15 protein-coding genes and 1 pseudogene are annotated in these 13,434 nt (G+C 52.3%); 1 reads left to right on the plus strand and 15 read right to left on the minus strand.

Annotated elements, in window-relative coordinates:
• Positions 1-8: 8 nt before the first annotated feature.
• Positions 9-1,271 (minus strand): O-antigen ligase family protein, encoded by a 1,263-nt coding sequence (locus H663_RS29215; protein ID WP_053170356.1) that lies wholly within the window; start codon positions 1,269-1,271, stop codon positions 9-11.
• Positions 1,272-1,413: 142 nt separating this feature from the next.
• Here H663_RS29215 and H663_RS29220 point away from each other — a divergent pair.
• Positions 1,414-1,677: pseudogene (locus H663_RS29220) on the plus strand (DUF4372 domain-containing protein); the annotation flags it as partial.
• 16 nt (positions 1,678-1,693) lie between these two features.
• On the opposite strand, the gene H663_RS29225 reads toward H663_RS29220, so the two are convergent.
• The 14 genes from H663_RS29225 to H663_RS29285 form a co-directional block, all read right to left on the minus strand.
• Positions 1,694-3,661, minus strand: a complete 1,968-nt coding sequence (locus H663_RS29225) for a polysaccharide biosynthesis protein (protein ID WP_053171553.1) — start codon at positions 3,659-3,661, stop codon at positions 1,694-1,696.
• 25 nt (positions 3,662-3,686) lie between these two features.
• Positions 3,687-4,280 carry a NeuD/PglB/VioB family sugar acetyltransferase gene (locus H663_RS29230; RefSeq protein ID WP_420844042.1) on the minus strand — a complete coding sequence of 198 codons (594 nt, stop codon included), beginning with the start codon at positions 4,278-4,280 and terminating at the stop codon, positions 3,687-3,689.
• Positions 4,277-4,837 carry a sugar transferase gene (locus tag H663_RS29235; RefSeq protein WP_053170358.1) on the minus strand — a complete coding sequence of 187 codons (561 nt, stop codon included), beginning with the start codon at positions 4,835-4,837 and terminating at the stop codon, positions 4,277-4,279. The genes H663_RS29230 and H663_RS29235 overlap by 4 nt, the downstream gene beginning before the upstream one ends.
• Positions 4,834-5,775 carry a UDP-glucose 4-epimerase family protein gene (locus H663_RS29240; RefSeq protein ID WP_053170360.1) on the minus strand — a complete coding sequence of 314 codons (942 nt, stop codon included), beginning with the start codon at positions 5,773-5,775 and terminating at the stop codon, positions 4,834-4,836. The genes H663_RS29235 and H663_RS29240 overlap by 4 nt, the downstream gene beginning before the upstream one ends.
• Positions 5,772-7,016, minus strand: coding sequence for a glycosyltransferase family 4 protein (locus H663_RS29245; protein WP_053170362.1), 1,245 nt, complete (start codon positions 7,014-7,016; stop codon positions 5,772-5,774). Before H663_RS29245 ends, H663_RS29240 begins: the two co-directional genes overlap by 4 nt.
• 12 nt (positions 7,017-7,028) lie before the next feature.
• On the minus strand, positions 7,029-8,165 hold the full coding sequence (gene wecB, locus H663_RS29250) for a non-hydrolyzing UDP-N-acetylglucosamine 2-epimerase (protein ID WP_053170364.1): 1,137 nt from the start codon (positions 8,163-8,165) through the stop codon (positions 7,029-7,031).
• Positions 8,166-8,212: 47 nt separating this feature from the next.
• Positions 8,213-8,698, minus strand: a complete 486-nt coding sequence (locus H663_RS29255) for a hypothetical protein (protein WP_133239995.1) — start codon at positions 8,696-8,698, stop codon at positions 8,213-8,215.
• A gap of 11 nt (positions 8,699-8,709) precedes the next feature.
• Positions 8,710-9,840, minus strand: a complete 1,131-nt coding sequence (gene wbjC / locus H663_RS29260) for a UDP-2-acetamido-2,6-beta-L-arabino-hexul-4-ose reductase (protein ID WP_053171559.1) — start codon at positions 9,838-9,840, stop codon at positions 8,710-8,712.
• Positions 9,841-9,857: 17 nt separating this feature from the next.
• Entirely contained in the window at positions 9,858-10,292 is a 435-nt protein-coding gene (locus H663_RS29265; protein ID WP_053170368.1) for a hypothetical protein, read from the minus strand.
• Positions 10,289-10,753 (minus strand): helix-turn-helix domain-containing protein, encoded by a 465-nt coding sequence (locus H663_RS29270; RefSeq protein ID WP_053170370.1) that lies wholly within the window; start codon positions 10,751-10,753, stop codon positions 10,289-10,291. Before H663_RS29270 ends, H663_RS29265 begins: the two co-directional genes overlap by 4 nt.
• Positions 10,716-11,162, minus strand: a complete 447-nt coding sequence (locus H663_RS41295) for a hypothetical protein (protein ID WP_053170372.1) — start codon at positions 11,160-11,162, stop codon at positions 10,716-10,718. The genes H663_RS29270 and H663_RS41295 overlap by 38 nt, the downstream gene beginning before the upstream one ends.
• A gap of 58 nt (positions 11,163-11,220) precedes the next feature.
• Entirely contained in the window at positions 11,221-12,249 is a 1,029-nt protein-coding gene (locus H663_RS29280) for a polysaccharide biosynthesis protein (RefSeq protein WP_053170374.1), read from the minus strand.
• A 54-nt stretch (positions 12,250-12,303) separates the two neighbouring features.
• Positions 12,304-13,113 (minus strand): hypothetical protein, encoded by an 810-nt coding sequence (locus H663_RS41300; protein WP_133239996.1) that lies wholly within the window; start codon positions 13,111-13,113, stop codon positions 12,304-12,306.
• Positions 13,113-13,434 (minus strand): transposase (locus H663_RS29285; RefSeq protein WP_165803887.1); only part of this gene is annotated, 322 nt, incomplete at its 5' end. The genes H663_RS41300 and H663_RS29285, both read right to left, overlap by 1 nt.

Below are 13,434 nucleotides of genomic sequence, written 5' to 3' on the forward strand. Positions count from 1 at the left end.
GAGGGGTACTAACCCGTTCGCGGCACATTGCATTTAATGCTCGGAGTAAGAAGGATTAGGCTGATCATGATTGACAGCATAGTTGGGTAGTAGTTGTGGGCAAAGTTGACGTTAGTAAGTCCTGTGGTCATATGAATGAACAACACCCCCCCCATGGCCCAGGCTTGTGTAACTGATTCAATTGAACGCATTCTCAAAACCAATATGAACATACCCATTGCGTAACACATCAAGCTAGCCAACCCCCACACACCATAATCCATCAAGGTGTGCAGGTACTCGTTGTGTACATGCCCAAGTGACTGGATGTGGTCTGAATTGGCTTCCTTCCCCCACTCCACAATTGCATTTTTTCTCGCGACCTGACCATGACCGATCCAAGGTGATTGTTCAATGAATGAAGCACTGTGCGCCCACAGAAATAGCCTAGCGCCAATCGAACCATTGACATTGGCCTCTAAAGATTCATGACTCAGTTTGACTTCATCTATGGCTACTTGAATGCGCTGCAATGGACGCTGAACAATGGCAGTCTGTGAGAATAGTGCACCACCAATCAGGATGACTAAAACGACAACACTCAACCGTAAATAAGCAGATCTCCCGTCTCGTAAACGTATCCATCGAAAAAAACTTAAACGCCTCATCCAAACAACTGGCAACAACAATGCCAAGCCATAAGCACCCCGGTTCTCACTGATCAAAACAGCGATCAGACCCATCAATGAGCCAATGCCCCATACCCATCTTGATGTGCTTGAAACTTGATGAGAAAAACCAATCGAAACTAACCACGCGCTACACAGTGCGATTGCAGCAGCCCAAGGTATTGGGTTAGTCGGAGCAGCCTCACGCACACTGACCAACATGAGCAACATCGCCAATCCGCAACTAAAACTTACAGCCCAAGCCATTAGGTAAACTTTCTCTTCTCTAATGACATCCCATCGACACAGGGCATAGGTCCCAAGAGCGCCCAACAACAAACGAATTTCCGCATGCCGCTCGCCCCAACTGTCATTCCAATAAATCGTAGGGACGATTTTCAATAAAAATGCCAACACAGTTGCAATCAGCCATATTTTTGCCAACGTCTCATTCGTTCCCTTGGAGCCCGTGTGGCTCAAACGTTTTCCAAACATTGCTCCAAGCCCACAGAGCAACAAAGCCAGCCAAGCCATACCAGCAGCTTTGCTATTGAGGCTACTTATGGAAACGAACAAAACAAAAATCCAAAATAACAATTTTAAGAAATTAATTTTGATATTCATAAACAGTAGTGTCCCAACGTTTTCACATCAGGGCTTCGTAAGTTAATGATTTACCTTGGTTTTTTGGCATTTCAGTCTGGTCTCGATTTGAACTTCGATTCCATGATTTATGGTCTTTCGCGTTCGCACGCAAAGGACCGCAATGAACCAAGGCAAGCTTGTTTTTTCTCAACTCATGGCGTTCTTGCCGCTGAGCACGTTTCGCCGCTGCGTTGCCAAGCACCGAGGCGATCACAAGGTTCAAGATTTCACCTGCATGGACCAGTTCTTGACCATGGCCTTTGCTCAATTGACCTACCGCGAGTCTTTGCGCGACATCGAGGTCAATTTGCGTGCTCAAGCCAAGCGGCTTTATCACATGGGTCTGCGCTGCAAGACAGTTTCTAGCAACACTTTGTCCAACGCCACTACACCCCACCCAATCAAGCCGCCCGGCCGTTCTCCAGCCACACCCAATCCACCACTTCGCCATCAGGCTGATAGCCGGGCACCAACTCTTTCAAGAGCACCCTGATCAAAGGCACATCATTGCCATCCAGCGCCAAGCCCAAGCGATCCAGTTTGGCTTGCAAATCGGGCCAGGGCAAAAAGTCTTCATGCGCTTTCATGATGCGTTTGTGCCCTGTCGGCAGGGGATTATCACCAATCAACAGCTCTTCATACAGCTTTTCACCAGGCCGCAGGCCAGTGATTGCTATCTCAATATCACCTTCGGGGTGTGCATCATTTCGCACACTCAAACCCGACAGTTCCACCATGCGCCCAGCCAAATCAATGATCTTGACTGGCTCACCCATGTCCAGCACAAATACGTCGCCCCCACTGGCCATGGCACCAGCCTGAATAACCAGCTGCGCCGCTTCCGGAATGGTCATGAAATAACGGGTGATGCGCTCATCCGTCAGCGTGATCGGGCCACCGTCCTTGATTTGCTTGCGAAACAAGGGCACCACCGAGCCGGAAGACCCCAGCACATTGCCAAACCGCACCATGGAAAAACGGGTCACCGTCTTGTCATCGCGAGCGAAGCGCGGCGATCCTGTCTCATCACCCCGAGCCGCAATCGCCTGCAGCAGCATCTCGGCCAGGCGCTTGCTGGCCCCCATCACATTGGTGGGCCGTACAGCCTTGTCAGTACTGACCAGCACAAAATCAGACACCCCGTGCCTTGCTGCCAACTGCGCTGTGTTCAAGGTGCCCAGCACATTGTTCTTCACGCCCTCTGCAGGGTTGTGCTCAACCAGTGGCACATGCTTGTAAGCGGCTGCGTGGTAAACCGTGTGCGGCTTCCAGGTGCGCAAAATCTCGTCCATGCGCGAGGCATCACGCACATTCGCAAGCAGTGGCACGAGCCGCACATCCACAGGTGACTCTTCCAACAACATGCATTGCAAGTCGTGCTCAATGGCATACAGCGCAAACTCGGTCAGCTCCACCAACAGCAGCACAGAAGGCCCTGCCTTCACAATCTGCCGGCACAATTCCGAGCCAATCGAGCCACCTGCCCCCGTCACCATCACCACTTTGCCGGTGATGTTCTTGGCCAGCATCAAGGGGTTGGGCGGCACCGGGTCACGGCCCAGCAGGTCTTCGATGTCCAGCTCTTTCAAGTCAGACACCTGCACCTTGCCCTGGGCCATCTCCAGCACGCCCGGCAAAGTGCGCACTTGCACATGGGCTGCACGCACCAGCTCCAAAATCTCGTTGCGCCGGGCGCGAGACGCTGAGGGAATGGCCAAAAACACCTGCGTCACCCGCAGCTTGGCCACCAAAGGCACCACATTGGCCGGGTTGTAAATTTTCAAGCCATTGAGCACCTGCCCATGCAAACGGTCGTCGTCATCCAGCAAGCCCACCACCACCAACTCGGGGCTGGTCTTCAAAGCCGCTGCCAACTGGCGCCCAGCTGAGCCAGCACCATAAATCAACACCCGAGGCGAATCACCTCGCCCAACAATGCCCTGATAAACACCGCCCAACCAATAGCGTACAAATGCACGCGACAAGGTCACGCCAAGCAGCAGCAACAAGGGCTGCAAAACGCCCACGGTACGCGGCACCCCGGGCACGCCCACCACACTGAACGCCAGACAATAAATCACCGCATAAATCGCCACCGCCTTCAACACCGTCATCAAAGCAGGCAAGCCCGCATAACGAAAAATGGCCCGGTACAAACCAAACACAATGAACAGCGGCAATGCAAAAGCCACAGCCCCCACAAAAGCCGTGAAGTGCGCAGGTGACCAAGCCGTCCAAGACTCCAGACGCAAGTTAAACGCCATCCATACGGTGATGGCGCACATCAGGGCATCAGCGCCCAATGCAATTGAGCGCTTCACGGGGCGCGGTAGAAACAGCAAAAAATCTGTCAAAGAAGTTGTCTTCATGGCACCCATTCAATATCCATGCATTTCATCCAAGCGCCGTTCCAGGCATGAGCACTTGATCATCTGGAACTTCAACACCATAACCAATGGCAGATCCTGCTTGCATCCATGCCCGCTCACCCAAGACACTCCCACCAGCCATGCAAGCATTCACGCCCAAATGCCCATAGTTGTGAACTCGTGCATGGTGATCGACCACCGAGCCGCAATTGACAATCACGCCTTGCCCCAACTGAGCTTCGGTGCCCACAATGGCTCCAGCCATTACGGCAACCCCATCCCCCAGCAGGGCTCTTGGAGACACTATGGCTTTTGGGTGAACAACACTGGCCAGTGCAAACCCAGAATCTCGCAACTGTTCACATATCTTTTGTCGAAGCAAGTTATTGCCAATAGCGACGATGGCATGCGTGGCATGCACTTTGTAGGTTTCAAAGTCGTTGGCAGCACCCAGCACTGGCCAACCCCACACTTGAGCCCCCTCGTCAAATGCACCGTCATCCAAAAACCCCACCAAGGCATAGGTATCCGCCATCAATACGGCCTCTGCGACAGAGCGACCGTGGCCACCAGCCCCGACGATCAACAAACCAGGCTTCAACTTTGCTATATCTGTCAATGTGACACCCCATCTCGGCGAACCACTTTGACAAAGGTCAACCACAAAATCCGAATGTCAAACCACAAATTTTGCTTTTGCAAATACTCAACATCCAGTGCCACTTTTTGGGGAATCGGCAACTCATCACGCCCGTTAACCTGCGCCCAGCCCGTCAAACCCGGCACCAATTTGTCCACCCCCTGCGCTGTTCGCAAGGCAATCAAATCATCTTGGTTAAACAATGCTGGGCGAGGGCCGACAAAACTCATGTCCCCCACCAAAATGCTCCACAACTGGGGCAACTCGTCTAGGCTGCTCTTGCGCAAGAATGAACCAATAGGGGTCAGGTGTGATTGAGGGTCAGCCAGTAAATGAGTAGCAACTGCTGGCGTGCCGATTCGCATGCTGCGAAATTTTGGCATTTTGAAAATTTGATTCCGTCGTCCTACACGATCTGACCAATACAAAGCCGGCCCCGGTGAAGTTAAACGTACCGCCAGCGCAACCAGCGCAATAGGCCACACCAAGACTAAAGTAGCACACAGTGCAAGAAACAAGTCAAATATTCTCTTCATCCGTTCATCGCCCTTTTTAAACCTTCTTGCACAGTCACTGGTGGTACCCAACCCAACAAATCTCTTGCTTTGGCAATGTCCACCTGCAAATTGCCACACAAGCGCTCAACGGCATCATCCTTTCCGACCAAGCTAGCGAGAGCCCGCAACACATTCACTGGCACAGGTAACAATCGCGGCGAGACCATGGCAGCTTGCGCAATGCCGCGCACCAACTCAGTTGTAGACAGATCTTGTCCATCGCTCACCAAAAAAGTCTGATTTGCGGCTTTGGGGTGATGCAAGCAATTGACGATCAGATCAACAAGATTGTCCAAAGCCACCAAACTGCGCTGATTATTTATTGCACCCAAGGGCAAAAACCAGCCACGCTGAACTGCCCGCATCAGTGCAGCAAAATTTGCTTTTACACCTGAGCCGTACACCAGAGGTGGACGAATAATGACAAGCTCCATGCCGGTCTCAGCGCCCACTTGCCGCAGCCCTTGTTCTGCTTCGTGCTTGCTCTGCCCATAGGCATCTTGTGGAGATGTCATGTCATTTTCGGAAAATGCCTGTCCAATAGCGGTGGACTCGCCATTGACCTTAACCGAGCTGACAAACACGAATCGCTTGACGCCTGATGCGGCTGCTTGCCGAGCCAGGTTCAAGGTCCCAGCTACATTAACAAGTCGAAACGCAGCCAATGGATCAACTGACCGATCCTGCATGATGTGCACACGAGCAGCGCTGTGAACTACAAGTGACACCCCATCCAGAGCATCAGACCAATCTGTATCTGGCTGCAAATCACCCATCACCAATGGTTTAACTTGTGCAGGCCAAACAGTCCCATTTTTTCTAATCGAAACGACCACCTTCTGCGACACATCGTCAGACAACAATCGGCGTAGAACAGCCTGACCTACAAATCCTGTAGCACCCGTTAGCAAAATCATCGGATCACCTTTTGTCGGCTATACAGAGCAATCGCTTCATGGAAAAAACCTTCCAAACGATCCATCAAGGCATCACGTCCAAATTCATTTTCAGCAAATGAACGGCCGTTCAAACCATACCGCTGTAATTGATCACTATTCATACTGCGCATTTCCAGTACAGCAGCAGCTAAGCCATTCGCGTCTCCTGCACCACAAACTAAGCCCGCATCTGCCTCTGAAATGACTTTTGCGCCCTCACCATCCAACATTCCCAATATAGGTATACCCGCCATCAAGTACGACTGCACTTTTCCTGGAATAGTCATGCTGAATACTGGATCTTTTTTCAGTGAGACAAGCAACGCATCTGCATGTGCATAAAAAGATGGCATGCGCTCTACTGGAAAGCGCCCCAACAAAACCACATTGCGTTCCAATCCTCGTCGTGCAATTTCCTGTGCAAGCCAGTCAGAGCGCCTCCCATCTCCCACGATCAGCCAACGAATTGACGCGTTATCTTTCAATAATTCAGCAGCAACCAAGACCGAAGGCAAATCCTGAGCCTCGCCAATATTCCCAGCGAAAACCACATTGAATACACCTTCCTGAACAGGCACTTCAGGCGCTGGCACCAGATCATGGGCATTAAAGACTTGCTCAGCCCAACTCGGGAAATAGCGAATTTTTAGAGCATCTGAACAGTACTTGGCAATGCTCACTAAAAATCCACGCGACTGTCCCAAGACCAAGGTACATCGCTCATAAATAAATCTCACCAACTGCCCCACCAATCTTAGAACCCTTGGCGAACGAACCACACCAATTGCAGCCAATGTTTCGGGCCATAAATCTAATGCCCAAAACACCACTGGTGCCCGTTTGATGCGCCCTAGCAATACAGCAGGCAATCCAACAGTCACTGGCGATGGTTCAAAGACAAAGATCACATCCACCTCTACATGTCGTAAGCGCCAAGGCCCGAAAAAGCAAGCACCGATTACAAAACTCAGGTAATTCAAAAACAAGCGTACAGCGCCGCTGGCACGTGCCAACATCGGTACTCGCACCACTTTCGCGCCGCAGTACTGATCAAACGGCTTAGCGTTCTTACGATATTCATCAAAAACAAGGCCACTCGGATAGTTGGGCACGCCGGTTAACACCGTCACACAATGTCCGCGCTGCACAAGCTCCTGAGTAAGATCATTGATCCTGAAGTTTTCAGGCCAGAAATATTGACTAACGATCAGAATATTCACACTTCAACCAAATCAATACTTTTTCCAAACCACCCGATTCACATAATCGGTGTAACTGTGAACAATGCGCAGCACCTTGGCGCTCACATTCGGCATGCTGTAGTCAGCCACCAGGCGCAAATCGCGCTTTTCGCCCCGCGCCTGCGCGGCCACAATGGCCAAGCCCTGGCGCACGCGGTCCAACTCCAGACCCACCATCATCACGGCGGCCTCTTCCATGCCTTCGGGGCGCTCGTGCGCCTCGCGCAGATTCAGCGCCGGAAAGTTCAATATCGACGACTCTTCATTGATCGTGCCGCTGTCCGACAACACCGCCTTGGCGTTCATCTGTAGATTCACATAATCGTGAAAACCCAGCGGCTTCATCAGGCGCACATTGGGGTGAAACTGTGTGCCCGTGGCGTCCACCCGCTTTTGCGTGCGCGGGTGCGTCGACACAACCACCGGCAGGCCATGCTCCTCGGCCACGCTGTTGAGCACTGCCACCAGTTTGGTGAACGACTTTTCAGACTCGATGTTTTCTTCGCGGTGCGCACTCACCACAAAGTACTGACCCGCAACCAAGCCCAAACGCGCCACCGCGTCAGACGCCTGAATCTGCGGCAAGTAATGGTGCAGCACCTCATACATCGGGCTGCCGGTCTTGATGACCTGATCTGGAGGCAAACCCTCGCGCAGCAAGTAATCGCGGGCAATCGTGCTGTAGGTCAAGTTGATGTCGGCCGTGTGGTCCACGATACGGCGGTTGGTCTCTTCGGGCACCCGCATGTCAAAGCAGCGGTTGCCAGCTTCCATGTGAAAAATCGGTATCTTGCGCCGCTTGGCCGGAATCACCGACAAACAACTGTTCGTGTCACCCAGCACCAGCATCGCCTCGGGCTGCACCTGGGCCAGCACACCATCGACTCCGGTGATCAGGTTCCCAATGGTGTTGGCCGCGCCCGTGCTGCCCTCGGCGCTGTTCAAAAAGAAGTCCGGCTTGCGCACGCCCAAGTCGTCAAAAAACACCTGGTTCAGCTCGTAGTCGTAGTTTTGCCCGGTGTGCACCAACACATGGTCACAATGCGCGTCCAGCGCAGCCAACACGCGAGACAGCCGAATGATCTCGGGGCGCGTGCCCACGACCGACATGATTTTGAGTTTTTTCATCTTTTTTTTTAATAAAAAAACCGCACGGTGACGGTGTCACCATGCGGTCACTGCACCTTTTTCAGGGTGCCAAGATTCGAGTCGTTCAGGTCTTGTTCAGAACGTAGCCCAGCTGATGCTGCTTGAGAAGTTCGGGCAATTCCCTTTGAACGTAAGCGGCGATCGATTTCTTGCTCTGCCGCAGCACGTCGATTTCGGAGGGTGTCAGTTGATCTGAAACCCGCAATGTCTTGAGCTTCATTGGCTGTGAATGCGGCATGCTCGACTCCGAAGACTTGGGTGAATTTATCATCAAACCGCTCCTTGATTAAACGTACACACTTTTCATGTGGCGCAACAAAAAACAGACCTGGCTCGAAACGCGTCCGCTCACCATAAAGCCAAGACACTGCCAGATCAATCACCAAGTCCAAAGCCGCATTCTGGTCGCCCGCCTTAGCCATCCGATAAGCCGAGTGCTGCTTCAGCGCCGCATCCTGCGTGAACAAGGACATGACACGGATGCCGTCAGGTAAAGCAAAAGATCTGATCACAGTGTTGATGTTCAGATGGGGCTCGCCAGCGTATCCGGGTTGGCTCGATCAAACACTTCGTTGGCCCACAGCATCACCACCATTTCATCGTCGCCCACGTTGGTGATGTCGTGCACCCAACCCGGAATGGTGTCCACCACCTGGGGCTTGTCACCCGATGTGGCTAGCTCAAAGCGCTCGTCTGTCAGCAAATGCCTGAAGCGGAACAGCCCCGTGCCCTTGATCACCAAAAACTTCTCGGTCTTGGTGTGGTGGTAATGCCCGCCCCGCGTGATGCCCGGGTGGGCCGTGAAATAGCTGAACTGCCCGCTGTCTGGGGTCTTGAGCATCTCGACAAACACGCCGCGAGGGTCTGCGTGCTGCGGCACATCGTACGCAAAACGCTCATTGGGCAAATAGCTCACATACGTGGCATACAGCGCCCGCACCAGCCCGGTGCCCACACGCTCGCTCATGAGCGTGGTGCGGCAATCGCCAAAAGCCTGAATCTGCGCGGCCAACTCACCTAACGTGGTTTGATAAACCGGGGACACCACGCCCTGAGTTACCCCTTGCGCATCGTCCACCAGAGCTGCATCCACCGCCGCCACCAATGCCGCGACCACATCGTCCACATACACCAGCTGCAAGCTTGCTGCCGGGTCGTTGATCTGCACGGGCAAGCCCCGGGCGATGTTGTGGCAAAACGTAGCCACTACCGAGTTGTAGTTGGGCTTGCACCATTTTCCAAACACTCCCGGCAAGCGGAACACCACCGCCGGGTTGGCTGTATTGCGGGCCAGCGCCTGCACGGCAAGTTCAGCCGCCAGCTTGCTCTGTCCGTAAGGGTTGTCTCGCTCAGCCTGGGTGGACGAAGCCAACACCAAAGGCACACGCCGTCCGCCACTGGCTACCTGAGCTGCAATAGCTTGGCAAATGGCCACCGTCAAACCCGTGTTGACCTGCGCAAACGCATTGGGGTCTGCTGGGCGATTTTCTCCGGCCAAGTGCACCACCGCATCGGCCTGGGCCAGCAGCTGCGGCAAATCGGCCAGATCGTCGCCACGCACAAACTCGGTCACCGCAAAACGTGGCAACTCGCGCAAGCGCACCACCAAGTTTTTACCAATGAAACCATTGGCCCCTGTGACTAACACTCTCACGGTTACACCCCGCTCACTCATGCCGCTTTGACGATGTGCAAAACATCGCTCTCGTAATGAAATTTCGTCGACTCAAAAACCACTCGAATCTCCATCCCAACTTGTGCACGAAACGGTGTCAGCTCAAAAGGAATATTGAGCATTTCCAGCGCATCAGCTTGGTCGGAAGACAACGCATGAGCTCCCAGCTGTTCGGACTGCGCAAAGTCCAGCGTCGCAGAACTTAGCACACGGTCTTTGTCCTGCAACAGCACAGTTGCTAGCCCATCCACCTGTGAGACTGGTAACTTGAAGACGCTCCAGGCCACCAACTTAGGCAGCAGCACGGCATCAGCAGGTATCGCCATCACCCCCTGATAAATCCCCATGGCCGATAACTTACCGCCAGCTTCCTGGCGCAGGTCATCACAAAACAACGTGAAAGCCGTCAACGGGCAAGCTTCGCTTGTCATGCTATTGCCCCTTGCTGAATCGCCGTCATGACATCGTCCATGCTCACCCCCATCGCCACAGCCAAGCGCTGCAAGGTGGCACCATCCGGGTTAGGCACCTTACCGTTTTCCAAACGAGAAATATGAGGCTGCGGCAAACCAGCCGCCTCGCACAGCGCTTTTTGTGTCAACCCACACCGCATACGCAATGCCACCAGAGGTGCCAAACCATGCGCATCCAGGGCGCTGCCCAAATCCTTCAAGGCTTGCACTTGCAAGGCCTGGCCATGTGCAGTTTGCAAAAGCGCTTGCCGACGCTTGGACAGGGGGCGCTGTGTCGATCGTGAATCGACCTGCAAAGGTGCAGCCCCTACCACTTGCAGATAAGTCGACTTGGTTGCAGCCGACACCGCAAAACCTGCCAAGACAGCCGCCGCCAGCGGCTCATTGCGCACGCCAACGTGGGATGCCGTGATCGTCATAGTCACGACGAATGCGCTTTGCAAATTCGCTTTGTTCATCATATTCATCACCCCTTGGCATCAAGCCCAATATCCAAATTGCCTGCTGAGCCGGCTGGTGATTGACGGCATAAATCAACCTAACCGGTAACAAAGCACCATCAGGGTGCCACATCTTGAGGTAATACAGGTTGTAACCCCAATGCTTGGACCACTCGATCAGCGACGCGTCAAACCGGGGGTCCTTGAGCTGTCTGAAACGTCCCTCAGCCAGCGCCAGCCTTACCGACATGTTCTCTTCAAGAAAATCGAACAACTCATCCAAGTACATCCCGTTTGCATCGCTGACCTCGTACACCTTGTCCAAGTCTTGCTGTACGGCGTCATTCGCCCAACGAAGTGCGTAGTTTATAACGATATCGTTATGCATCGGGTAACCATCTGACAAACGACCCGAGTTGTGTACAAGTTATGCAACAGACAACAACTCACTCCTCCGCCTCCACCGCCTCCCCCCGCAGCGTGGCCTGCATAAAGCGCAGCTTCATCAGCAGAGCCTGCATGCCGGGCACATCCAGGCGGGTGGTGTTGTGCGAGTTGTAGTCGGTGGATTCAGAAATGCGCACCTCGCCTTGCTCCACAAACTTGCCGTAGTTCAGGTCGCGCAAATCGGGGGGCACGCGGTAGTAGCCGCCCAAATCTTGGGCGGCAGCCATTTCTTCGCGGCTGAGCAAGGCTTCGTAGAGCTTTTCGCCATGGCGGGTGCCGATCACGCGCACCTCGTGCTCGGGCTTGCCCAGCAGGCCGGTCAGCGCCTGAGTCAGTACATCGATGGTGGCGGCAGGGGCCTTTTGCACAAAAATCTCTCCGGGCTGGCCGTGCTCAAACGCATAGAGCACCAGGTCCACCGCGTCGTCAAGGGTCATCATGAAGCGGGTCATTGCCGGGTCGGTGATGGTGATGGGCTGAGCGGCGCGGATCTGCTGGGTGAACAAAGGGATAACCGAGCCGCGCGAGCACATGACATTGCCGTAGCGCGTCACGTTGATCACCGTGCTGCCGCTGCTGCGCGACTTGGCCACAGCCACTTTTTCCATCATGGCCTTGCTGATACCCATGGCGTTGATGGGGTAGACGGCTTTGTCGGTGCTGAGCACCACCACACGTTGCACACCGCAGTTAATGGCGGCCTCTAGCACGTTTTCGGTGCCGAGCACGTTGGTCTTGACGGCTTCGAGTGGATGAAACTCGCAAGAGGGCACCTGCTTGAGAGCCGCTGCGTGGTACACAAAGTCGGCACCCCGCACCGCATTCAGCACCGACTGGTAATCACGCACATCGCCAATGTAGAACTTCAGCTTGGGGCTGTTGTACTTCTTGCGCATGTCGTCTTGCTTCTTCTCGTCGCGGCTGAAGATGCGGATTTCACCGATATCTGATTGTAAAAAACGCCTGACAACGGCATTACCAAAAGAACCTGTGCCACCGGTGACCATCAAAATGGATTTTTTGAACATTTTATACCTGACTTAATTGATGAAAGATTTAATAATTTAAATAAATTTTATTATTTATATTTTTTCAGATTTAAAGATATAACGCATTCGAAAAACTAGTAGCCAGAATATTGAAGCACTAACTGGCTGAAATAATCCACCACCACTAAAAACATAATTCACAAACCATTGTATATAGCTTGCAGATAAAAAACCGATTTCAGTATTCGCAGCATTGAGTCTATTTGAAATAATTAAAATAGATTTAATTAACAAATAAATTAAAAACAAAATTATTGGACCACCTACAAATACCCCAAACATCAAAATTAATTCAATCAGACCATTGTGCGCCATAGGTATATTATCATAACCCATAGCACCTGCACCGCCAAATACACCTGCCCCGTATAGAAATTCATGTGTTTCAAAATATATTAACGCCTCGTATGGCAAAGCAGTAAATCTATCAACCATAGATTCGAAAAAATTAACATCATTGGATAACTCTGTTTCGGATGTTAAAACACCCTGCATGTATCTTAAAACGGTCTCAAATTGACTACCATTAAATTCCGAAATATAAAAAATTAATATCGCAACAACTCCTATTGTGGGCGCAAAAGTAAATATATTTTTAAATTCAATAAACTTAAGCCACCAAGCAAAAATAATTACAATTGCTATATTTGCAAGTGCGGATTTCTGTAGAGACAAGGCAGCACCAATTGATAAAATTATAAAAATCAAGAAACCGTTTAATTTTTTGAAGTAATAAAAAGCAGCCAATGCAGGAAAACCCACCGCAACACCATAGGCAGTTAAACTACCGACTAATGAAGCGTAACGCAAAGGCTCCTCGTCGTTTAGTGTGGAACTTGACATCAAAGGCAGCGGTGGATTAGCACGTTGCTCTTGGGCACAGCCCGCTCCAGCGGGTTGCTTGGCAAATGCTTGAGCTTGGACATCCGCAAATACGCAATGGCGATAAAGTTTCTTGCAGTTCTAAAGCCACGCGCGGCGCGTTTAGCCTGTTGGAGCAAACCATTCATGGCCTCCACATAAGCATTGCTGCGGTTGTCCAGCATGCCGCGCACCACACCGTCCAAGCGCTGCTTTAACGTGCGGGCCAACTTCTTAAAGGGTGCCAGACGACAGCGCGTGGCCCAACTCAGCCACGCCTTCAATTCAGACTTGGCTTGTGTC

The organism is Limnohabitans planktonicus II-D5 (genome assembly GCF_001270065.2).
In the GTDB taxonomy this organism is placed as follows: domain Bacteria; phylum Pseudomonadota; class Gammaproteobacteria; order Burkholderiales; family Burkholderiaceae_C; genus Limnohabitans_A; species Limnohabitans_A planktonicus.